The organism is Streptomyces sp. NPDC093071, assembly GCF_044754545.1.
GTDB lineage: Bacteria > Actinomycetota > Actinomycetes > Streptomycetales > Streptomycetaceae > Streptomyces.
Map to the genome: position 1 here is coordinate 117,343 of NZ_JBIVPH010000005.1, position 20,908 is coordinate 138,250.

The window sequence follows — 20,908 nt, forward strand, 5'->3', positions numbered from 1 at the left end:
CTCCACGCTAGGAGCGGCGGCGGTCCGGCGGATCGGCCCCAGGTCCCGAACCGCCGTCCGCCTCAGGTTGTAGGGGTGGGGACGGCCGGACCTCCTCTGGGTGGAGGCCCCCGATGCCCGGCTCAGGGTCGGGCCGGGTCCCGCGCCACCACGGGAGAGGAGGAGGGGACGGAGGCGTGGGAGGCGGTGCGGGAGGCGGAGGCGAAGCCCGTGCGTGCCGTGGTGAGGCGGGCGACCGGGGCGTCCACGGCGTTGCGGTCGATGACGAGGCGGTGGCCGCCGTACGACTCGGCGACGTTGCCCGCGTACTGGTGGATCCGGGCGTGCGGCGTCCAGGCCGCCGGGGCCAGCGCGGCCTCGGTGGCCAGTGCGGGCTTCCCCAGCCAGCGCGCGAACCACATCACGGCCGGCAGGTCCGCCGTGCCCGCCTTCCGCTGCGCCTCGATGTCCCGTACCCCCGTGTCCGCACTGCTGTAGAAGCCGGGGAGGTAGCCGAGGCGGCGCACCTCGCGGTTCCAGGCGCGGACGAAGGAGAGGGTGGTCGCGGCGCACGGCGCGTCCCCCCGCCGGTAGGACTCGATGTCGAGGTACAGCGGACTGCTCGTGTCCAGGCCCAGGGCCCGCGCCGCCCGCACCGCGTCGCCCGCCTCCCGGGTGCCCTGCCCCCAGGGGTCGGAGCCGATGGCGAAGGGCTTCTTGGCGGGGGCCTCGACGCACGGCGCCTGGGAGCCGACGAAGACGGGGAGCAGCCGCCAGCCCATGGCCTGCACCGAGGCGACCCAGCCGGGACCGAGCTCCCGCTGGCCGGGGCAGCCCCGGCCCCGCCCGGCGAAGTAGATCCCGACGGCCCCGTACGGCGAACCGCGCCAGGCCCTCATCGTCTCGACGGAGGGCGCCTCGCAGGTGTCGAAGGCCTTGCCGGTGAAGTGGACGGGGGTGGAGGCGGTCGAGACGGCGGAGGCGGGAGCCCCGGGGGCGGCGGGGGCCCCCGGAGCGGCGGCGGTCCTCACGGCTTCCGCTGCCGCCGCCGCTCTCGTGGTGGCCGGGGGCGGGGGCGGGACGGCGGTCGGTGCCGGGGCGTCGAGGAGGGCCGTCCCGGCCACCGCGGCCATCAGGGCGGCGGCCACGGCCCGCACCCCGGCGAAGGGGGACGCGGTCCGCGAACGTGCCGGGGCGGAAGTCGTGGTGGTCCGGGGCCGGGGCGGAGTGCTTGTGCTCATGACGCGAGTGAAGGGCCGCCCGCCGTGCCCGGCCACCGCTGGGGCCGCCTCCTCGGCCGTACGCACCGGGGAACGACCCGTACGTGGGAACCGCACCCCCGTGCCCGACCCCGCGTCCGCCCCCGCACCCGGACCCGATGACATGTCCGGCGATGCCTCCGGTGACGCCTCCGATGGTGCTCCCGATGTCGGGACGGCCCGCACGCCGGCATCGAAGTACCGCCGTGCGGGCCGTCGTTCGCACTGCCGTTTCGCCCCCCCCTTCGGGCCGGTCTCCGCTGTCCCCCGGTCACCCCCATGGCGGGAAGGTGAGCATCGGTCCGGACCGGGCGATGCGGGTGGAGCCGGTACCGCTCGCACCGACCGCGCCGTTCGGTCGGGGGACGGCGGTGGTGCGGGCGAGGCGGGCGGGGGGACTGCTTGTCATGGCTGTTTCCTCCGGGAACCGAGAACCAGGAGCTCCGGTGGGATCCGGTGAGCTCCGCCGAATACGTGAAGCGCGGGGCGGGACTGAAATGTGTGTGTTTCCGGGGCAGTTGGCCTTCCGTCCCGGTCGTTGTGCTCGACGTCGCGAATGCAGAGTTGCCCACGGAATCCCCGGCGAACCGTCTCGGAGCGGACGTTCCCCCTCAAGCGTGAGGACAGCCGGATAAACCCGGTCAGCGCGAGAAAAGAGGCGGCTCGCGGGGGACGGCGGAATTCGCCTTTCGCCCCGGGCGCACGGTTCCGGTGCCCCCGGGAACTAGGAAACGTCCCCCACGGCCTCCGCGAAGGCCTGGTACGCCGTCTCGCCGAAGAGCACGAAGCGCACCTCCTCGACCTCGGTGCGGGCCGCCCGCACCGTCGCGACGGCGATCCGGGCGCCGTCCGCCATCGGCCAGCCGTAGATCCCGGTGGAGACGGCCGGGAAGGCGACCGTGCGGGCCCCCAACTCGTCGGCCACCCGCAGGGATTCCCGGTAGCAGGAGGCCAGCAGCTCCGAGCGGTCCTCGTCCCGCGACCAGACCGGCCCCACCGTGTGGATCACATGCCGGGCGGGCAGCCGCCCCGCCGTGGTGGCCACGGCCCGCCCGGTCGCCAGTCCCTTGCCGTAGTGCGAGCGGCGCAGCTCCCGGCAGGCGGCGAGGATCTCCGGCCCGCCCTTCCGGTGGATCGCCCCGTCGACGCCGCCGCCCCCGAGCAGCGAGGAGTTCGCGGCGTTGACCACCGCGTCCACCGCCTCGGCGGTGATGTCGCCCCGGACGAGCACGATCCGCATCCCACGCTCCTGTCTCCCGGAGGACTCCGAAGGAGTCCCGAAGGCTTCCGGACCCTACGCCGCCCCGCACGGAACGGCACCGCCATTACCACCCCTCCGCGCCCGGCCCGCCTCCGAAAGGCGGCGAACGGCCCGATATGCGGAGCGATGCATACGTACGGGATGACACGGGCCGAAGCGACGTCACACGTACGGGTGGGCGTCGGAAGCCCCCGGAGCGGGTACGGGGCGGCCGTGACGACGAAGGCCACGAATCCGGGCGAGGTCGGTCACGGCGGGTGAAATAGCCGGTGGGAAAGGTGTTTCCGGCTCTCACGTATCCACGGCGTGCGCGTGTCTAACCCCAAGCAGACGCCTAAATTGTTCAGAATGTCACTTACTGCCCCAGTTGAAACTACGAAGTTTCGTTGCCGAGGAGCGTGTCATGCAGGTTCGCAGGTGGCTCCCTGACCAGCCCACCAGCATCGGCCGCCATGACTGGCCGGACGAGGGCGGCGAGGGAACTCATCTGCGACTGCGGGCCGGCTCCATCGTCGTACTCGACCGGCAGGCCTGGCGCGTCCTGGAGATCACCGGGTACCCCGGCGACCACTGGCCGGAGGCGTACGAGAAGGCCTGGCGCGACCACGTGGAGCTGTGGTGGCACGCCAACGAGCTGCGGCGGGCCAACAACCAGGCGGTCAAACCGGCCCCGGAGCGCGCGGAGTTCTACAAGCGTCCGGTGGTCCTCGTGCTGCGCAACGACAACCTGCCCCGGTCCGCGCCGAAGCACTGGTGCGCCCCCGCCAGCCAGGACTGGCAGGTGCTCCCCGAGCACTACGCGGTCTGCCGCGCCTGCGGCGAACTGCCGCCCTGCCACCACGGGGAGTACCCGCGCGAGGAGGGCCCGCGCAGGCCGGAGCAGAGCGGCGGCATCCCGTTCCTGGTGCCGAAGGGCTGCTGCATGGGGTGCGCCGAGCAGATCAAGCCCCGCATGAGGACGGTCCGTTTCCCCGGACCCAACCTCTGGTACCCGGACCTGGGCGAGGACACGGCGGTCTTCCACGCGCGTTCCTCCTGCGAGGACCAGGTGGAGTGCTACCGCGCGCAGTGGCAGCAGGAGTACGAGCCGCCGGCCGTACGCCCGGGCACGTCGGCGTTCCCGGGCTTCGACCACTTCGTCCTTCCCCGGGCCCGCCAGTCCCCGCCGCAGCCCCCGGAGGCGCCGCAGCCTCCGCAGTCCGTACAGGCGACACAGGCCGTACAGGCCGCACAGGCTCAAGTCCCGCACGCGCAGGCCCTTCAGGCGCCCCAGGGCCAGGTCCCGCAGGCCCCCCAGGCCCCGCTGCCGGCCTCGCACGCCCTCCTGCTGGCCACGGCCCCCCGCACCGGGGAGGAGGCGCACGGCGCCCTCACGGCGGGGACGACGGGCTCCGGCACCTTCTCGCCCTCCTTCGAGGGCTACCGCCCGGACCCGGAGCCCTACTCCGACCCGTACCCGGCGCCCGATCCGTACCCGACGCCCGACCAGTACGCGGCACCCGACCCGTACCCGGTGTCCGACCCCTACCCGGCCCCCGCCGCGGACCCCGGTCCCGCCGGGCACGCGGTCCGGGCCGCGGAGGAGCTGAGCCGGACCCTGACCGACCGCCCGGCCTTCCACAACGCGGAGCAGGCGGCCCGCGTCATCGAGGAACTCACGGCGGCCGTACGCAACATCGCGCTCTGCCTCAACAATCCCCCGGCCCGCAACCACTCCTGACGACGAAGGGGCGCCCCCGGCCGGGAGCGCCCCTTCTGATCAGCGCGTCGTCTGACCTGCTGCGGTGGGTGTGGGATTTGAACCCACGGTGACATCGCTGCCACGACGGTTTTCAAGACCTTTCGGCGATCACGGCCGCCGCACGCTCTGCCGCAGGTCAGGCGGGTGCGAGGACGCCAGCGGAGCCGTCGTCATCGTCATCGTGCCCCCTACGTGCCCCATCGGCATCTGCATGTCCTCCGAGCCAGGCATCAGACGCGGCAGCAACCTCAGCGTCTCGGCCGGCCACAGGCCGAGCGTAGTGCCGAGTGGTGACGCTCGCGTTGGAGTGCCCGAGCCGATGGGCGGCCGTCATCACCCCGTACCGATCAGCAACCCAGGTACCGTGCGACGCCCGAAGGTCGTGCGGGGTGACGTCCGAGAGACCAGCCGCAGCGACCGCCGGGTCGAAGTACGCCTTACGCCACTGGTTGTAACGCAGGGGGCGACCGAAGCTGTTCGTGAAGAGCAGCGCGTCGTCACCACCGGGCAGCGTGTCCAGGTAGGCACCGAGCCTCTTCACCAGCGACGGCGCCAGAGTCAGGACGCGCTTCTGATGGGACTTCGGAGTGTCGAAGACCAGGGCCCCGTTCGCCTCAGCGAGGTTCTCGTCCACCACAAGCAGACAGCCCGGGACGTCCACGTCCATACGCCTGAGGGCAAACGCCTCTCCGATTCGGAGGCCAGCGAAGGCAAGCAGTGCGATCAGCAGATCATGCGGCGTGCTAGCGCTCCGGACGATCCGGGACGCCTCCACCTGCGTCAGGATGTGCGGCTCGGTCTGCGGCATTCGAGGAAGGCGCACACCGCGACACGGGGTCTGGGCGATCAGCTCATTGTCGACGGCGGAGGCCATCACCTGGGACAGCACCCGGTAGGCCTGCCGGATACGCGAGGCGCTAAGTCCAGCCCCCTTCATGTCTCCGATCCACTCAGTCACGGTGATCGGCCGAAGGCTGGAGAGCTCTCGGTCGCCGAGCACGGGATTTATCCGCGACTCGATGAGCGACCGGTACGACGCCTGGGTCTTGTGCTTGAGCTGGGGAGCCACCGCAGCCAGCCAGCGGGCAGACCAGTCCCGGACTGTGGCTGCACCCTCAGCCGGATCAATCCACCTCCCGTCTTCGATCTCCACACGCTTCTTCGCCAACCACATGTCCGCGTCGGTCGACGTGGCAAAGGTCCGATCAGCGGGGCGAAGAACACCGTCCGGCCCCGGGTAGCGGGCCTGGAACCGACCCGAAGGCAGCTTGCGCACCCGGCCGAAGCTCCGGCGAGACTTCCGCTTGCGAGCCATCAGGCAGCCCTCCGTAGCATCGCCACCGAGCGGACGATGACCGGCTTCACGGTGTTGGCCGTGACAAAGGCGTTGACCGCGCTCTCAGGGATGCGGACGTGCCGGCCAACCTTCACGAAGGTGATCCGGCGCTCCTCGATGAGGCGCCGGGGGAAGCGAACAGTGGTCCCGAGGAGTTCGGCCACTTCGTTCACGCTCAGCAGTCGGTCCATGGTCACCACTCCCCCAGTTCGGTGGCTTCGAGTTCGGTACGGATCTCGCGGACGAGTTCGCGGTTGGTGCGGATGTCGCGGGCGATGCTGGCGGCGAGCCAGGACTCGCCGGGTGTGTGGCCGTGTCCGGCGTAGGTCCAGTGGGCAATCACGAGGGTGGAGCCCTCCGAGTCGTCCGGATCCGGCAGACCCCGTTCCCGACGTTCCTGGGCGGCGCGGTAGTCGGCGCGGGTCTGGCGCAGGGCGCCGAGGGTGGTGGAGTAGGCGCGGGATTTGGTGGAGAAGTGGCCGCGGAAGCCGAGCATGTGCGACCAGCGCGCCAGCATCCGGCCCGGATAGTCGCCGTCGAGGGTCCAGCAGGCTTCGATCAGGCGCCGGGTGTGCTCCGGGACATCGAGCTTGGCCAGCTCCGCCGATTCGCCGATGCGGCGGTCAACGGTGCCCGTGGTCTCGGCCGCCTTGGTGGCGTACTTGGCGACGTAGGAGGCCACGGCCTGTTCGGTCAGCTCCTCCTGGCCGAGCGCACCGATCGGCTGCACATCCACCTGCGTACCCCACCGCAGAGTCCGTTCGGGGTGGGTGCCGGCGGCCGGGACGGTGACCGCGACCCGGGCAGCAGCCGCGCGGATCGCATCGTCCAGCAGACCGACCGAGGCCCAGGCGGGCGGGGTGGTCTCGGGTCCGTCGGGGCCGTCGAGGCGAACCACGGCATGGAAGTGGATCGCGCCGCGTTTCTGGAACTCGGCGACCTTCCCGAAGGACACCCGGCACGACTCCTTCAACGCGGCCTGGGTGATCCCGGCGCGGGCGGCGATCTCACGGCGCAGGTAGATCGTGAAGCGCTGCCACAAGTGCCCGGCGTAGTTGTTCCACAGCACCGCACCCGCATAGTCGTACGAGGCGGGGTCGAGGGCGGTGCCCAGGAGAGGCGAGCCCTCCGGATGCTGGACGCCGCAGCGGCAGCGGCCGGAGCCGGGACGATTGTGGACCGGCCCGAAGGACGGAGCGGTCAGGGTGGCGAAGACCCTCGGGTGGTCCCGGACGGTGGCGGGGACGTTCTTCCGGTCGTCGCCGGTGATCCCGGCCCGGATCAGGTGATAGGTGTCCCCCGCATAGGTCCAGGCGCAGGAGGGGCAGCGCGAGGCCCGGCGGTTGCCGCAGGCGACCCGTAACCGGCCCCCCGGCTCATCGGCCGTCGAGTACGAGTACAGGACATCGCCGGTGGCCCGGTCGCGGGTGACGGTGGTGCCGGACAGGTGGATCGGGTCCGAGCAGCCCCCGGTACGCCGGACCTGCTCACGCCAGCGCTCGAAGCCCGGAGTGTTGGCGACCCGCAGGAGGTCGGCCAGGGCCAGGGGGTCGGTACCCAGGGAGGCCGCGACATGGGCCACGGCCTCCGGGGCGACGGGGAAGACCGTCACGCCGCCACCGTCCGCAAGGACTGCGAGGCGGCGCGGGCGGTGGTGTGGTGGTGCGGGCAGGGCCGGTAGACCGGGGCGTCGTGCGGGGCGTTGCGCAGTTCGGCGCGGGTCAGCTCGATCCAGCCGGTGAAGCCGTCGTTCAGCGGCCAGCCGGTCACCTCGCACGAGCAGCGCAGCCCGTCGAAGACGACGCAGCCGCAGGGAACCAGCTCCCCGGCGGTGCCGGTCATCGAGCCGTCGTCGGAGCCCAGAAGCGTCCCGTCGCAGTCCTTGCACACGTCCGGCACGGCCGAGATCACCGAGGCGGTACCGGAGCTGACCGGCTGGTAGCCGAGCGTCGGGTCCTTCGGGCAGATCACGTTCCCGTCGTGCGTCAGCACGCTCAGACCGTCCACGTAGGACCGCTGCCAGGCAGGCACCGTGACCCGGCACCCCGGGCACTGATTACGACGCGGTGCGTCCATCTCGGACCAGGACAGAAGCGCGGAGGAGGACAGAGCAGGCATGATGGAAGCTCCCTTCGAGGGACGGGAGCGGCGTATCTGCTTGGCGGTAGAGGGCGCCGCTCCCGATCAACCTTGTCTAACTTCTCTTGTGTTACCTAGATTAGTGAAGGTGTCGAAGAACGCAATCCCTCAGGGCAGACTTCTTTAGGTCACTTAGGTAACTTGAATCCGTGACCGTGAGCCCAGATGACCCTCGCAGCGCCTACGCGCAGGTAGCCGACGACCTCCGCAACCAGATCGCGCACGGCAGGTTGAAGGCCGGCCAGCGACTGGAGGGGAATGCCAAGCTGGCCGAGCGGTACGGCGTGGCAGCCATGACCGTTCGGCACGCGCTGGACATCCTCCGAGACGAGGGCTTGATCGTGAGCCAGCAGGGGCGCGGAACATTCGTCGCCAGTGATCCGCCGTCCGTCGAGGTCGACCAGGGTTCGACCATGGCCAGTGAACTCGCAGAGATCAAAGCTGCCCTGGAGCTCATCAACTCGCGGCTCGACCGGCTTGAAGGTCGTGTTGGCGACTTGCCGTAACGGTGGCAGACAGGCGATCAACCCGTTGAGCAGCCTCCGCCAGCTTCCTCCGGATCTCGTGCAGCTCCGCTAATAACCGCGCTCTCTCGGCAACCTTCACGGCAGTACTCCCCCGATAGACGTCGTGATCAACCCAGCTTCATGTGTCCCGCCAGACGTCGGACCTCTTCGGTACGTTCGTGCTTTCCCGTAGACCGCAGGTCGTCGACGAGGTTGCGAGCGATCGGCCGGTTACGAACGTGCTGCGGGGCAACGGAATCCGCTCGAAGGATCGCGTCGGCCGCCGGCGCAGCCTTTCCGTTCATCATGTGCCCCGCCGCTGTGCACACCCAGAAGTGGGACTGCCGCTCGCCGGACGCGATGCCCATCACATCCACAAGCTCCGCTCGCGAGGACACGTCTCGCGGATGCCCCAGTTCGAGGCTCACCTCGACGGCGTGGATCTCGGTATTCACTGCGTTGAACTGCGTCTGGAACACGTTGCCACCCATGGGAAGCTCGCCTGCCACGTTGCGAGCTGCGGCAAGGTGCGACTCTGCTTCTGCGCGGTCCCAGAGGCGCGACCACGCCACGGCAGCACGTAGGTGCATGGCTCCCCAGAGGGAGCGCACCGAAGCATCCCCCTCCGCCATATGCGGTTCGAGGTCATCCAGGGCACGGCGCGCCATGTCCTTAGCCGCAGCGAGTTCCCCCTCATGAAGCCAGACCCCGCACAAGTCCCAACGAGCCGCCGCTTGAAGGACCGGCGATTCGGCACGCTCGGCAGCTACGAGTTCCCGCTGAACGGCACTCCACCCGAGATCATGGTGGCCGAGCAGGTTGGAAGACACCCGAGCCATGTGGCTTGACCTGAGCATCAAGGCTTCCGCCTTCAGCACGTCCTCGCCCTGCGCAATGTCGCAGAGGACGACCAGCTCACGGAGGATCTGCGGCAGGACATCACCAAGCGCAGTGAACCGGGCATCCTGCCTGAGCTGTTCGGCTGCTTCGACCCTCGCAGTCAGGTCCGCCAGGGTGGGTATGTCGGTCATGGTGATGAGTGCGGCACCACCAGGCATCGTCGCCTGCTGGAGAGCGAGACGAAGCCCAGGGATGGCGGCATGCCCCGAGTCGAGATCCGACGTCTCGTGCCGGTAGGGCTGCCCCGTCAGCTCGATGACCTCGACGCCCAAGACTTCCGCGAGCTGCCCAAGCACACTCATCCGGTCGAGCGGAAGCCGTCCAGTTTCGATCTTCGAGACCCAACTCACGGAGCGATTGACCGCAGCAGCCAACCGGGCTTGATCCCATCCGGCCCGACGCCTTGCCCTCGCTACTCGCTGCCCCGTACTCAGCTCCGCCCCCATGATGGGCCTCCCTTCGATACTCCGAAGGTACCCACCACCGGGAAGCACGACTGTCAGGAAAAGTGACAGAGCCCGATCGAACCGCCATGAGGGCGGGACGAGTTACAGATTTCTCTACCTCATCAAGGCACCCGCCGCGCACGGCGCGGCGCGAGCGGCCCGGCGCCCGGGCCGCCGCTCTGTCTTCGCCAGCGGCGGCCCGGGCGCCGGGCCGCTCGCCTGACAGCTCGGGTTGATGGGTGACGAACCATGATGCGGCTGAGGTACTGCGCAAGTGCGGCTCAAGACGATGCCTCCGGCGGGGGCGCAACAAGCACCAGGATGGGCGGGGGCTCCGTGAGCGGGTGCCGGCCGGTGGGGTGTGGCGGTGGAGACTCCCATCCCGTCTGCCGTCGACCCAGGCAGAGCCGAGCAGACACGGCGCCGGGCGTCCAGGTCGTTCGTACAGTGGCGCGCTCCACCTGGACGCCCGGCACCGCGCCTGCTCCACGGTGTGTGGGTCGACGGCAGACGGGATGGGAGTTGAGGTGGCTGCTATGGCGAAGGTGCACGCTAAGGTGCCGCTGGGAGGTGGGATGGCAGACAAGAACGATTGGCGGAACCACCCGCATTGGCACCTCTTGATCCTGGTGCCGCTGCTGGTCTTTCTGGTCATCGAGGATGACGTAATCACCCGCAGTCTCCTGGCCGGGGGGCTCTTCTCGGGTGCGGTGCGCTACGGGCGCGACTGGGTAAAGCGTGGGGCCCGGAAGGCCATGGCTGACTGATCCGGCTAGAGCTACGGATCAGAAGACGCCGTGCCCCTCCCGTGCCCGATCGTGCGGGAAGCACCGGGGAACGAAGGGCAGCCACGGACAACGCACAGCGCGAAGGCCTCTGACCGATTTATCTGGTCAGAGGCCTTCGGCATGCTGCGGTGGGTGTGGGATTTGAACCCACGGTGACTCGCGCCACGACGGTTTTCAAGACCGTTCCCTTAGGCCGCTCGGGCAACCCACCTCCGCCCCGGACCCGCTTGGCCGGAGCGGCTACAGCGTACCGGCTGGAGGGGGTGGGCGGCGGCGGGTGGGTTGGCGTCGGAGGAGGCGTGGGCGTCGGGACCGGGCACGACGACCGCCACCCGTACGGGCGGCGGTAGAGCGGGGACGTACGGGTGCGGCCCGGGGCCACGAAGCCCCGGGCCGCACCCGTCGCACATCTCCCGTCACGCATCACCCGTCCACGCGCGCGTGCGCGTCAGCTGTCGCCGGTGCGCTCGCCCAGGACGACGGTGGTCGTGGCGGACTTGCCGTCGCGCTCGTAGGTGATCTCCACCGAGTCGCCCGGCTTGTGGGTCCAGATCTCGCTGATCAGGGTGGGGCCGCTGTCGATCTGGTGGCCGCCGAAGCCGGTGATCACGTCGCCCGGCTTCAGGCCCGCCTTCGCCGCGGGGCCGTTCGGGGTGACCGAGGGGGTGCCGCCGGTGCCCCGCGCGGCGATCTCGGCGCCCTCGCCCTTGTCGTTCATGTTCACGGTCGCGCCGATCACCGGGTAGACCGGCTTGCCCGACTTGATCAGCTGCTGGGCGACGTTCTTCGCCTGGTTGACCGGGATCGCGAAGCCGAGGCCGATCGAGCCCGCCTGGGACTGGCCGAAGCCGCCGCTGGTGGACTGGATGGCCGAGTTGATGCCGATCACCGCGCCGCTCGCGTCGAGCAGCGGGCCGCCGGAGTTGCCCGGGTTGATCGAGGCGTCCGTCTGCAGGGCGCTCATGTACGAGTTGCTGCCGCCGGAGCCGTCGCCCGAGGCGACCGGGCGGTTCTTGGCGCTGATGATGCCCGTCGTCACCGTGTTCGACAGGCCGAAGGGGGCTCCGATCGCGATCGTCGAGTCCCCGACCGCCACCTTGTCGGAGTCGCCCAGCGGAAGCGGCTTGAGGCCCTTCGGGGCGTTCGTGAGCTTCAGTACCGCCACGTCGTAGCCCTCGGCCCGGCCGACGACCTCCGCGTCGTACGACTTGCCGTCGGAGAAGGTCACGGAGAGCGTGCCGCCGTCCGCCGCCGACGCCACCACGTGGTTGTTGGTGACGATGTGGCCCTCCTGGTCGTACACGAAGCCCGTGCCCGTGCCGCCCTCGCCCTGGGAGCCGCCCGACTTCGCCTGGATGGTGCCCACGCTCGGCAGCGCCTTCGCCGCGACCGCCGCGACCGTCCCCGGGTCGCGCTTGAAGGAGGCCGGGGAGTCGCCCGAGGAGACGGTGGTCGAGCCGATGCCGTCGTCGCCCCGCTCGGCCGCCCAGTAGCCGATGCCGCCGCCGATGCCGCCCGCGACGAGCGCCGCCACCAGGACGGCCGCCACGAGGCCGCCGGTCCGCCGGCGCGGCGCGGCGGGAGCCGGGGGCACGGGCGCGTGCTGGGCGCCCCAGGAGGGGACGGTCGGCGGGGGCGGGGGCCAGCCGCCGGCCGCGTGGGCGGCCTGGGCCTCGGGAGCCGCATGGGCCGCGTGGGTCTCGGGGGCGGCCGGAGCCGCGTGGGTCGGCTGGACCGTCGGGATTTCCCGGGTCTCCGGGGCTTCCCGCCCGCTCGCGTCCGCCGGGTGCGCCGGATCCGCCGGGTGCGCCGCGGTCGGCTCGGGGGCCCGGGCCGGGGCCGGAGGGGCCGACGGGGGTACGGGAGGCGTCGGAGGGGCGGACGGAGCAGCCGGATCCCCCGGAACCGCCTTGCCCTCGTTCTCGGTGCTCACAGCTCGCTCTCCTCGTTCACTGCGTTGACTGGCGTTGACTTCTATGGACTGGTCGGACGTGTGGACCGGTCGGGCCGTACGGACGGCGTGACCGTACGGACGGCGTCGACCGTGCGGACGGCGTGGGCCGCTCCGGTCGTCTGCCCGCGTTCGGTCGCGCGTACCTGCGGGTACCCGACATTCGAACCACACGCGCGTGCGTGTGACTGTTCTCGACCGCGTGAGGTTGTGTTCGCTCCGGCTCCAGGGTGCTGCGACCAGCTTTTCCCACCGGACGTCAGGCCGCTGTAAGGCGGAGCTGTGCGTTCGCACTCCATCCTTTATAAAGGACAGAACGGACAGTCCCGGTGTGCTCGCCGCGCCCCGCCAATGGCACCATGACGCGGTGACTCACGCACGGCAGCAACCGAACCGCGCCCCCGTCCAGGTCGTCGCCCACCGCGGAGCGTCCGAGGACGTACCGGAACACACCCTGGCCGCCTATGTGAAGGCCATCGAGGACGGCGCCGACGCCCTGGAGTGCGACGTCCGGCTCACCGCCGACGGGCACCTGGTCTGCGTGCACGACCGGCGCGTCGACCGCACCTCCAACGGCCGCGGGGCCGTCTCCACCCTCGAACTCGCCGCCCTCGCCGAGCTCGACTTCGGCACCTGGAAGGGCCGGGGCGAGTCGGCGGAGAGCCCCGACCGGCGGGCCCCCGGCTCCACCTCCGTCCTCACCCTGGAACGCCTCCTGGAGCTGGTCTCCGACACCGGGCGCCGGGTCGAGCTGGCGATCGAGACCAAGCACCCCACGCGCTGGGCGGGCCAGGTCGAGGAGCGGCTGCTCCAGCTCCTGAAGAGGTTCGACCTCCACGCGCCCGCGTCCCCCGAGGACTCCCCCGTACGCGTCATGAGCTTCTCGGCCCGCTCCCTGCACCGGATCGCCGCCGCCGCGCCGACGCTGCCCACCGTCTCGCTCGCCCAGTTCGTCTCGCCCCGGCTGCGCGACGGACGGCTCCCCGCGGGCGCGCGCATCGCGGGCCCCTCCATCCGGATCGTCCGGCACCACCCCGCGGTGATCCTGCGGCTCCAGAAGGCCGGGCACCAGGTCCACGTCTGGACGGTGGACGAGCCGGAGGACGTCGAGCTCTGCGAGCGCCTTGGCGTGGACGCGATCATCACCAACCGCCCGAAGCAGGTGCTGGCCCAGCTGGGCCGGGACTGATCCCCTCCGTTTTCCCTCACTTCCGCCCCATCCGTCACAGGGGACAAAGGGAGCAACACGGGTTACAGGGAGTGCACCGGCGCGTTCCGTCCGTACGCGATCGTCACGAGTGCCTCATCCCACGCCGATTGGCCGGTTTCCGGTCCAGGTCATCGGGGCATTCACACCGTGGCGTGGGGCAAAGGAGGTCTCGGGGGTGGCGTTGGTGGTGGCACAGGAGGTGCCCACGTCGTCGAGCATGGCCGTACCCCATGGCCCTGCGGGCGTGGGTGAGGCGCGGCACCGGATGCGGGACGAGCTGTACCGCAGCGGGGTCGCGGAATCGGTCGTCGACGACGCGGTACTGATCCTTTCCGAGCTGCTCAGCAATGCCTGCCGGTACGGCAGGCCGCTGGGGCGGGCGGATCGTGGCGACGGGGACGTGCGGGCGGCCTGGCGGGTCGACCCGGCGGGCGGCCTGCGGGTCGAGGTCACCGACGGCGGAGGCCCGACGCGGCCCGTCCCGTCGACGCCCTCGGTCACCGCACGGGGCGGCCGCGGGCTGAACATCATCAGCGCGCTGGCCCAGGACTGGGGCGTGCGCGACAGCGCGACCGGCGAGGTCACCGTCTGGGTGGTCGTCACCGAGGGCCACCGCCGCGAGGACTTCGCGACACACGTCGGCGGCGGGGCGGGCTTCGACTTCCTGGACGCGTACGAGGACTTGGACTGATCCCGGGGCCGGCCCCCGGGCGCGCACCGGGACCCGCTCCCGCGCTCCGGGTCGGTCCCGTGGCGCGGCCCGCCTGAGGGGTGGTGGCGGTCGGGGCGGCTAGGCTCGCGCCCGAAACAGCACCGCAGACAAGCACCGCCGCGATCGGGAGAAAGCCACACCATGGCCAAGAAGCGCCCCCAGACGAAGGCCGGCAAGGCCGGCCAGGCACAGGTCACGAGCGGGGAGATCCCGGTCGTCGGCGCGCGCGAGCCGTGCCCGTGCGGTTCGGGCCGCCGCTACAAGGCGTGTCACGGCCGGGCCGCCGCGCACGCCGTGACCGAGCTCGTCCAGCGCCCCTTCGAGGGTCTGCCCGGCGAGTGCGACTGGGTCGCGCTGCGCGAGCTGGTGCCCGCCGCCACCGTGCCGCTCACCCTGAAGGGCGGGCTGCCCGAGGGCGTGCCGTCCGTGACCCTCGCGACCGTGCTGCCGATGGCGTGGCCGGCGCTCCGCCGCGACGACGGCTCCGTCCTGCTCGCCCTGCAGAACGACTCCACCTCCGGCGACCTGGCCCGCGACCTCGCCGACACCCTCCAGCGCGCCCTGGACTCCGAGCCGGGCACCCCCGTCCCCGCGCGCCGCGTGCCGGCCGAGGGCCCGCGCCTCCAGGACCTGCTGGACGCCGACGCCGCGTTCGCGCCCGAGGTCCACACGGGCTTCGAGTTCTGGATCCCGCAGTCCGCGGACGGCGCCGACCCGGAGGTCGCCGCCTCCCTGGAGCGGGCCAACGCGGCCGCGATCCCGACCGTCCGGCTGACGGGCGTCGACTCCGCCTACTGGTGCGAGACCCCCGACAAGAACCACCTGCGCTGGGTCATGCCGTACCCGGAGGAGAAGCTCCTCGACGCGCTCGCCCGGCTCCAGGCCGCCGGTACGACCTCCCTCGGCCCGGACACCCGGCTCGTCGGCTCCTTCCGCGCCCACGGCCTCGTGGTGCCGGTGTGGGACCTGCCGACGTCCATGACCGCCGAGGAGTGCGAGAAGCCGGCCGCCGAGTTCTTCGAGCGGCTGACCGGGGCGCTCGCCTCGGACGCTCCGCTCACGGCGGAGGAGCGGCGTGCGCGCGGCGGCCTCACGAACCGTCAGGTCACTCTCAGCTGATACCCCAGGTGGTATCGGTGACTGACAGACCGACCAGTCGGTGACTTCCACCACAACCCGGTCTTCGGACAGGTAAATCCCTGTCCGAATAACCGAGATCGAATTTGCGAACAGCAGATCTCTTGTTACCGTTCTGGAAGCCCGGTCGCTGGTGCATCCCCCGTCGCCAGCGACCGGGCCTTTCCATGTCCGCTTCCGGCCCGGCCGGGGCGTCCGACGTCAACTTCCTTCGCGGTCCGCCGTGTTGCTGCCCGCCCGCAGCAGCAGCGGAGTGCTGCCGCCCTCGCCCGCGCCGGCGAATTCCGCCACCGCCGTATACGCCGTGACCGGGCCCGCGCCGCGCTCCCGGGGCGTTTCGCAGGTGCCCGGTTCATCCTGCGCGGGAACTCCGCAGCGCACTTGTACGGTCCGGCCGCCGGGGGCCATGAGGGTCAGAAACGCGTCGAGTTCCCGCCTCGTGGCGTTGCGGTAGTACGTACGTGCCCAGACGTCGGCCCCCTCGTTCAAGACACACGTCTGCGCCTCCGCGCCTCCGGGAGAGGCGAGTTCCGGCCCACAGCGCGTGACCCGCTCGGGAGCCGTGGGGGCCGGCGGGGCGGAAGGAGGGGGAGGAGCGGGAGGGTCGGCGGGGGTCGCGGGGGCGGTCGATTCCGACGGCGTACGGGGTGCGGGGCCGAGGCCCTTCCACGGGCCCTCGGCCTCTCCGTAGCTCCCGGTCTCCCCGTCGTCTCCGGCCTTCCCGTCGCCCCCGCCGTGGACTTCGGCGGACCGTACGAGACCTCCCGCCCGGCCCGGCGGGTCCGCCGGGCCCGCCGTCGCGGCGAGCGGCAGCAGGACGGCGGCCGTGACGGCGGCGCCGAGTACGACCACGCGGAGGTTCACCGGAGTCATCGGGCCCACCTGCTCCTGCTCGGCTGGAGATCACGAACGGTGGGGCGAACATAGCGGCGGGCGGCGGGGCCTCGGACGGCCGCGCACCCGTTTCCCGTACACGTCGGCCCGGGACACACCCGTTCGGGTGAACGCCCGCCGCCTACCGCCCGTCGCCCACCGGTCGCCGCACGCCGTCCGCCGGTCGCCGCCTACCGCACGCCGTCCGCCGTCAGTACGCCAGCCGGCTGCCGCCGCCCGGCATGTTCGTGCTCGCCTCCACCAGGGCGTCCACCACCGCCTCGACGTCCGGCAGCCACGGCCGGGCCGAGCCGGCGAGGGGCGCCCGCTCCCAGCGGACCTGTCCGGAGCCCGCGATCGAGGGCGGCAGCAGTAGATAGCCACCCTCACTGTGGAACCGCAGCGAACTGGGCACGCTGTCCTTCGCGTACAGCAGATCGCCGAGCCGTTCCAGGTCGTACGGGGCGACGAGGATCGACCACCGGGTGGGGGTGGCGACCACCGGGCCGAGGCGCATCCCCGTGGCGTCGAGCGCGGCGAGGGCCCGGGCGCCCGCCACGGCGGGGAGGCTGACCGCGCAGGGCGCGCCGCCGCCCGTGGCGAGGACCACCGGGGCGTCCGGGCGCCGGGTCCACCACCAGCGGACCATGCGCTCGTCCGTGGTGGCCGCCAGCAGCCCAGGGTCGTAGGGGTGCGCGCCGGGCACCACGCAGTCGGGGTCGGGACAGGAGCAGGCGGGGCCCGCGTCCGTGCGGGCCGACTCCCCCGGGCCCGCGTCCGTACGGGCCGGTCCCGCCGGTCCCGTGACCGTGCGGGGCAGCATCCTCAGGCCTGCGGCCGTGCGGGACAGCACCCTGAGGCCCGTGGCCGTGCGGGTGGTCGTTCTCAGGCCCGCTCCCGGCACGACGGGCCAGTTCCATTCGACGGCGAAGGTGACCGCCGCGTCGAGCCGTGCGGTCCTCGCCTTGCGCCGGAACCGGAGCTTGCGTCGCCTTCCGAGGATCTCGCGCATGAGCGCTCGTTCCTTTCCGTTGAACGCCGAATTCCCATCACACCACGTGCAGATTCATTCACCGTGCGTATCAGAGCGCGTACCGGACCGGCAGGGGGCCGGTACCGCGTGGGGGCGGGGCCGGCCGGGCCGGAAGAACCGTGTACAACCCGGTGGAGCCAGGTGGAGCCAGGTCGGAGCCAGAGCGGTTCAGAACACGTTCCCCGCCAGTCGGTGGCGGGCCGCGGCCTGCGGCGTGAAAGACGCCGGGGTCCCGCATCACGTTCCGGGGCAGCTTCAACTGCCCCCGCCTGTCACCGTTTACGTACCCCGCACGCTCGGAATGACGCGCTTTCAAACGACGCCAGTCGACCGCAAAAGGTGCACACCGGGGGTAATTTTCGGCCAACTTCCCGGTTACTTCAACCCTCTCGCGCGACCTCACGGACACCACTTTTCCCGTGGGGACAATGCTGGACATCGCTCCTCTTGTGCGTGTACATGTGGGTACATCGAGCGGCGCAGGATGACATGGGGGTTTGCGATGCTATGGCGTCAAACGCACCGGTCGGAAAGCCGACCGACATGAGTGCCCCACGTCTGCCGAAAGTGGCTGGAATCGATTCAACGGTTCCCGCGCCACCGCACACTACGGCGCCCCTCCCCGGGGTCCCCCCGGCCGCGTCCCCCTCCGACGCGGCCCTCCCTCCCGGAGTCCTGATCCAGGACCGGCTCGCCTCCTGGGTCTCCGACCTCACCACCCTCCACGAACTCACCGAGCGCCTGATCAAGACCTCGTCCCTCGACGGGGCGCTCCGCGAGGTGCTCGGCGCCGGAGCCGCCCTCGTCGGCGCCCGCCGGGGCATGGCGGTCCTCGAACCCGCCGACGGCCTCGGCCCCACCAGCACCATCGGCCTCGGCCTCGCCCACGCTGACCTCGGCACCATCGAGACCGTCCCGCGCGGCTCGGGGAGTTGCGGCCGCCTCCTCGACGGACTGCCGGAGACCGACCCGACCGGAGCCGACCCGACCGGAGCCCGCCGCCCCGCGCGCGTGCCCGATCCGATCGCCATCCGGGACGTACGGACCGAGGAGGGCCTCGACCCGCGCCACCGCGAGGTCGCCGCCCGTCTCGGCTACGCCGCCAGCTACGCCCTGCCCCTCGCCACCGAGGAGGCCGGCCGGCTCGGCGCGGCCGTCTGGCTCTACGACGAGCCCGCCGAACCCGACGAGCGACGGCGCCACCTCATCGGGCTCTACGGCCGCTTCGCCACCGAACACCTCGCCCGCCTCCTCCAGGTCGAGCGCGCCCGCGTCCGGGTCGCCACCGTCGCCGAGGAGCTGCTCCCGAGCCGGCTCCCCCGCGTCCCCGGCGTCCGGCTCGCCGTCCGCCACCGGACCGGCCCGCAGGGCGGCGGCGACTGGTACGACGCGCTGCCGCTGCCCGAGGGCGCCCTCGGGCTCGCCGTCGGCTCCGTCTCCGGGACCGGCCCCAGCGCGCTCGCCGCCATGGGCCGGCTGCGCGCCTCCCTCCGGGCGTACGCGGTGATGGAGGGCGAGGACCCGGTCGCCGTCCTCTCCGACCTCGAACTGCTGCTGCGGCTCACCGAGCCCGCCCGCTCCGCGACCGCGCTCTTCGCGTACGCCGAGCCCGCGCAGCGCCGGATCGTCCTCGCCGGGGCCGGACATGCCCCGCCGCTGATCGTCGGCGACCACCGCACCGAGTTCGTCGAGACCTCGCTGTCGGCCCCGCTCGGCATGTTGACGTGCTGGGAGGCGCCGAGCGTGGAGCTGTCCCCCGCGCCGGGAGAAACGGTGCTGCTCTACACGGACGGGTTGCTGCGCCGTACCGGCGACACCACCGACCGGGCCTTCGCCCGGCTCCACGCGGCCGCCGCGAGCGTGCCGGGGGCGGACCGGTCCGACCCGGGCGCCGTCGCCGACCACGTCCTGCGGGCCCTGCTGCCCGAGGGCCTCGACCCGGCCGTGGAGGGCGAGGACGTGGTGCTGTTCGCGGCCCGCTTCGAGTGAGGATCCCGAGGGGGACGCGCCCGCGTGCCGGGGCCGCCGGGTAAGCGGACCGTGACGTTCCGGTCATGGGCCTTCCGGCCCTGGGCCCCTTTCCGTACGACCGTACGATGGTGGGGGTTCAGTGTCGTACCAGAGGAGGCAGACCCGTGGCCGAGGAGCTCACCCCGGAGACCCCGGAAGAGACCGAAGACCAGCCGATCAAGCAGCGCAAGAACGGCCTTTACCCGGGCGTGTCCGACGAGCTGGCCGAGAACATGAAGTCCGGCTGGGCCGACACCGAGCTGCACGGTCTGGAGCCGATCGCCCAGGCCGACCGCACCGCCGAGCGCCGCGCCGCGCTCTCCGCCCGCTTCCCGGGCGAGCGCCTGGTGATCCCCGCCGGGAACCTGAAGACCCGGTCGAACGACACCGAGTACGCCTTCCGCGCCTCCACCGAGTACGCGTACCTCACCGGCGACCAGACACAGGACGGCGTCCTCGTCCTGGAGCCGACCGAGGACGGCCACGAGGCCACGGTCTACCTGCTGCCGCGCTCCGACCGCGAGAACGGCGAGTTCTGGCTCGACGGCCAGGGCGAGCTGTGGGTCGGCCGCCGCCACTCCCTCACCGAGGCCGAGCAGCTCCTCGGCGTCCCGGCGAAGGACGTGCGCGAGCTCGCCGCCGCGCTCAAGGAGGCCACCGGCCCGGTCCGCGCCGTCCGCGGCCACGACGCCGGCATCGAGGCCGCGCTGACCGACAAGGTCACCGCCGAGCGCGACGAAGAGCTGCGCGTGTACCTCTCCGAGGCCCGCCTCATCAAGGACTCCTTCGAGGTCTCCGAGCTGGAGAAGGCCTGCGCCGCCACCGCCCGCGGCTTCGAGGACGTCGTCAAGGTCCTCGACAAGGCCGAGGCCACCAGCGAGCGCTACATCGAGGGCACGTTCTTCCTGCGCGCCCGCGTCGAGGGCAACGACATCGGCTACGGCTCCATCTGCGCCGCCGGCCCGCACGCGACCACCCTGCACTGGGTTCGCAACGACGGCGACGTGCGCTCCGGCGACCTGCTGCTGCTCGACGCCGGCGTGGAGACGAACGAGCTCTACACCGCCGACATCACCCGGACCCTGCCGATCAACGGCCGGTACACCGACCTCCAGCGCAAGATCTACGACGCCGTGTACGAGGCGCAGGAGGCCGGCATCGCCGCGGTGAAGCCCGGCGCCGCCTACCGCGACTTCCACGACGCCGCCCAGCGCGTCCTCGCCGAGAAGCTCGTCGAGTGGGGCCTGGTCGAGGGCCCGGTCGAGCGCGTCCTGGAGCTCGGCCTCCAGCGCCGCTGGACCCTGCACGGCACCGGTCACATGCTCGGCATGGACGTCCACGACTGCGCCGCCGCCCGCACCGAGGCCTACGTCGACACGACCCTCGCGCCGGGCATGTGCCTGACCGTCGAGCCGGGTCTGTACTTCCAGGCCGACGACCTGACCGTGCCGGAGGAGTACCGGGGCATCGGCGTCCGGATCGAGGACGACATCCTCGTCACCGAGGACGGCAACCGGAACCTGTCGGACGCGCTGCCGCGCCGCTCCGACGAGGTCGAGGCGTGGATGGCCTCGCTGAAGGGCTGACCTCCGCGTACGTTGGAACACGAAGGGCCTCCGCCGACCGA

19 protein-coding genes and 1 tRNA gene are annotated in these 20,908 nt (G+C 71.7%); 8 read left to right on the plus strand and 12 right to left on the minus strand.

Going from position 1 to position 20,908, the window contains the following annotated elements; all coding sequences use genetic code 11:
• Nucleotides 1-122: 122 nt before the first annotated feature.
• The 3 genes from ACIQD7_RS21325 to ACIQD7_RS21335 all read right to left on the minus strand — a co-directional run bounded on the left by ACIQD7_RS21325 (nt 123) and on the right by ACIQD7_RS21335 (nt 2,478).
• Entirely contained in the window at nt 123-1,220 is a 1,098-nt protein-coding gene (locus tag ACIQD7_RS21325) for a DUF1906 domain-containing protein (RefSeq protein WP_402443429.1), read from the minus strand.
• A 289-nt stretch (nt 1,221-1,509) separates the two neighbouring features.
• On the minus strand, nt 1,510-1,647 hold the full coding sequence (locus ACIQD7_RS21330) for a hypothetical protein (protein ID WP_402443431.1): 138 nt from the start codon (nt 1,645-1,647) through the stop codon (nt 1,510-1,512).
• Nucleotides 1,648-1,962: 315 nt separating this feature from the next.
• Complete coding sequence (locus ACIQD7_RS21335) at nt 1,963-2,478, minus strand: O-acetyl-ADP-ribose deacetylase (RefSeq protein ID WP_402443433.1); 516 nt, start codon at nt 2,476-2,478, stop codon at nt 1,963-1,965.
• 424 nt (nt 2,479-2,902) lie between these two features.
• On the opposite strand from ACIQD7_RS21335, the gene ACIQD7_RS21340 reads away from it, so the two are divergent.
• Nucleotides 2,903-4,219, plus strand: coding sequence for a hypothetical protein (locus ACIQD7_RS21340; RefSeq protein ID WP_402443435.1), 1,317 nt, complete (start codon nt 2,903-2,905; stop codon nt 4,217-4,219).
• Between the two features lie 157 nt (nt 4,220-4,376).
• Here the strand turns inward: ACIQD7_RS21340 and ACIQD7_RS21345 are convergent, their stop codons facing one another.
• The 4 genes from ACIQD7_RS21345 to ACIQD7_RS21360 are packed head-to-tail and all read right to left on the minus strand — an operon-like array spanning nt 4,377 to nt 7,568.
• Nucleotides 4,377-5,555, minus strand: a complete 1,179-nt coding sequence (locus tag ACIQD7_RS21345) for a tyrosine-type recombinase/integrase (protein ID WP_402443437.1) — start codon at nt 5,553-5,555, stop codon at nt 4,377-4,379.
• Entirely contained in the window at nt 5,555-5,767 is a 213-nt protein-coding gene (locus ACIQD7_RS21350; protein ID WP_402443439.1) for a helix-turn-helix domain-containing protein, read from the minus strand. The genes ACIQD7_RS21345 and ACIQD7_RS21350 overlap by 1 nt, the downstream gene beginning before the upstream one ends.
• 2 nt (nt 5,768-5,769) lie before the next feature.
• The gene (gene repSA, locus ACIQD7_RS21355; protein WP_402443441.1) at nt 5,770-7,188 is read right to left on the minus strand and encodes a replication initiator protein RepSA; all 1,419 of its coding nucleotides are present in this window, start codon (nt 7,186-7,188) and stop codon (nt 5,770-5,772) included.
• On the minus strand, nt 7,185-7,568 hold the full coding sequence (locus ACIQD7_RS21360) for a hypothetical protein (protein WP_402443443.1): 384 nt from the start codon (nt 7,566-7,568) through the stop codon (nt 7,185-7,187). The genes repSA and ACIQD7_RS21360 overlap by 4 nt, the downstream gene beginning before the upstream one ends.
• A gap of 296 nt (nt 7,569-7,864) precedes the next feature.
• On the opposite strand from ACIQD7_RS21360, the gene ACIQD7_RS21365 reads away from it, so the two are divergent.
• Nucleotides 7,865-8,221 (plus strand): GntR family transcriptional regulator, encoded by a 357-nt coding sequence (locus ACIQD7_RS21365; protein ID WP_402443445.1) that lies wholly within the window; start codon nt 7,865-7,867, stop codon nt 8,219-8,221.
• A gap of 128 nt (nt 8,222-8,349) precedes the next feature.
• Here ACIQD7_RS21365 and ACIQD7_RS21370 read toward each other — a convergent pair whose 3' ends face one another.
• Nucleotides 8,350-9,567 carry a multiprotein-bridging factor 1 family protein gene (locus tag ACIQD7_RS21370; RefSeq protein ID WP_402443446.1) on the minus strand — a complete coding sequence of 406 codons (1,218 nt, stop codon included), beginning with the start codon at nt 9,565-9,567 and terminating at the stop codon, nt 8,350-8,352.
• 575 nt (nt 9,568-10,142) lie between these two features.
• Between ACIQD7_RS21370 and ACIQD7_RS21375 the strand changes: the two genes are divergently transcribed.
• Complete coding sequence (locus ACIQD7_RS21375) at nt 10,143-10,334, plus strand: hypothetical protein (protein ID WP_402443448.1); 192 nt, start codon at nt 10,143-10,145, stop codon at nt 10,332-10,334.
• 147 nt (nt 10,335-10,481) lie between these two features.
• On the opposite strand, the gene ACIQD7_RS21380 is transcribed toward ACIQD7_RS21375, so the two are convergent.
• Nucleotides 10,482-10,566, minus strand: a tRNA-Ser gene (locus tag ACIQD7_RS21380).
• 237 nt (nt 10,567-10,803) lie between these two features.
• Nucleotides 10,804-12,288, minus strand: coding sequence for a S1C family serine protease (locus tag ACIQD7_RS21385; protein ID WP_402443449.1), 1,485 nt, complete (start codon nt 12,286-12,288; stop codon nt 10,804-10,806).
• 385 nt (nt 12,289-12,673) lie between these two features.
• Here ACIQD7_RS21385 and ACIQD7_RS21390 point away from each other — a divergent pair, with 385 nt between their 5' ends.
• From ACIQD7_RS21390 to ACIQD7_RS21400, 3 genes are all read left to right on the plus strand, one after another.
• Nucleotides 12,674-13,495, plus strand: a complete 822-nt coding sequence (locus ACIQD7_RS21390) for a glycerophosphodiester phosphodiesterase (RefSeq protein WP_121833416.1) — start codon at nt 12,674-12,676, stop codon at nt 13,493-13,495.
• A 109-nt stretch (nt 13,496-13,604) separates the two neighbouring features.
• Nucleotides 13,605-14,207, plus strand: coding sequence for an ATP-binding protein (locus ACIQD7_RS21395; protein ID WP_121833417.1), 603 nt, complete (start codon nt 13,605-13,607; stop codon nt 14,205-14,207).
• A 162-nt stretch (nt 14,208-14,369) separates the two neighbouring features.
• Nucleotides 14,370-15,347 carry a DUF5926 family protein gene (locus tag ACIQD7_RS21400; protein WP_121833418.1) on the plus strand — a complete coding sequence of 326 codons (978 nt, stop codon included), beginning with the start codon at nt 14,370-14,372 and terminating at the stop codon, nt 15,345-15,347.
• A gap of 219 nt (nt 15,348-15,566) precedes the next feature.
• Here ACIQD7_RS21400 and ACIQD7_RS21405 read toward each other — a convergent pair whose 3' ends face one another.
• Together ACIQD7_RS21405 and ACIQD7_RS21410 are read right to left on the minus strand one after the other, a co-directional pair.
• Nucleotides 15,567-16,238, minus strand: a complete 672-nt coding sequence (locus tag ACIQD7_RS21405) for a hypothetical protein (RefSeq protein WP_402443452.1) — start codon at nt 16,236-16,238, stop codon at nt 15,567-15,569.
• A gap of 211 nt (nt 16,239-16,449) precedes the next feature.
• Complete coding sequence (locus ACIQD7_RS21410) at nt 16,450-17,250, minus strand: bifunctional DNA primase/polymerase (protein WP_402443454.1); 801 nt, start codon at nt 17,248-17,250, stop codon at nt 16,450-16,452.
• A 528-nt stretch (nt 17,251-17,778) separates the two neighbouring features.
• On the opposite strand from ACIQD7_RS21410, the gene ACIQD7_RS21415 reads away from it, so the two are divergent.
• Together ACIQD7_RS21415 and ACIQD7_RS21420 are read left to right on the plus strand one after the other, a co-directional pair.
• The gene (locus ACIQD7_RS21415; RefSeq protein WP_402443456.1) at nt 17,779-19,260 is read left to right on the plus strand and encodes a PP2C family protein-serine/threonine phosphatase; all 1,482 of its coding nucleotides are present in this window, start codon (nt 17,779-17,781) and stop codon (nt 19,258-19,260) included.
• Nucleotides 19,261-19,406: 146 nt separating this feature from the next.
• On the plus strand, nt 19,407-20,867 hold the full coding sequence (locus ACIQD7_RS21420) for an aminopeptidase P family protein (RefSeq protein ID WP_121833422.1): 1,461 nt from the start codon (nt 19,407-19,409) through the stop codon (nt 20,865-20,867).
• Nucleotides 20,868-20,908: the final 41 nt, after the last annotated feature.

Excerpts from the sequence above, each read along its gene's own strand:
- ACIQD7_RS21325 (WP_402443429.1), bottom strand. The coding sequence starts at position 1,220 with ATGAGCACAAGCACTCCGCCCCGGCCCCGGACCACCACGACTTCCGCC.
- ACIQD7_RS21330 (WP_402443431.1), bottom strand. The coding sequence starts at position 1,647 with ATGACAAGCAGTCCCCCCGCCCGCCTCGCCCGCACCACCGCCGTCCCC.
- ACIQD7_RS21335 (WP_402443433.1), bottom strand. The coding sequence starts at position 2,478 with ATGCGGATCGTGCTCGTCCGGGGCGACATCACCGCCGAGGCGGTGGAC.
- ACIQD7_RS21340 (WP_402443435.1), top strand. The coding sequence starts at position 2,903 with ATGCAGGTTCGCAGGTGGCTCCCTGACCAGCCCACCAGCATCGGCCGC.
- ACIQD7_RS21345 (WP_402443437.1), bottom strand. The coding sequence starts at position 5,555 with ATGGCTCGCAAGCGGAAGTCTCGCCGGAGCTTCGGCCGGGTGCGCAAG.
- ACIQD7_RS21350 (WP_402443439.1), bottom strand. The coding sequence starts at position 5,767 with ATGGACCGACTGCTGAGCGTGAACGAAGTGGCCGAACTCCTCGGGACC.
- ACIQD7_RS21370 (WP_402443446.1), bottom strand. The coding sequence starts at position 9,567 with ATGGGGGCGGAGCTGAGTACGGGGCAGCGAGTAGCGAGGGCAAGGCGT.
- ACIQD7_RS21375 (WP_402443448.1), top strand. The coding sequence starts at position 10,143 with ATGGCAGACAAGAACGATTGGCGGAACCACCCGCATTGGCACCTCTTG.
- ACIQD7_RS21400 (WP_121833418.1), top strand. The coding sequence starts at position 14,370 with ATGGCCAAGAAGCGCCCCCAGACGAAGGCCGGCAAGGCCGGCCAGGCA.
- ACIQD7_RS21405 (WP_402443452.1), bottom strand. The coding sequence starts at position 16,238 with ATGACTCCGGTGAACCTCCGCGTGGTCGTACTCGGCGCCGCCGTCACG.
- ACIQD7_RS21410 (WP_402443454.1), bottom strand. The coding sequence starts at position 17,250 with ATGCGCGAGATCCTCGGAAGGCGACGCAAGCTCCGGTTCCGGCGCAAG.
- ACIQD7_RS21415 (WP_402443456.1), top strand. The coding sequence starts at position 17,779 with ATGGCGTCAAACGCACCGGTCGGAAAGCCGACCGACATGAGTGCCCCA.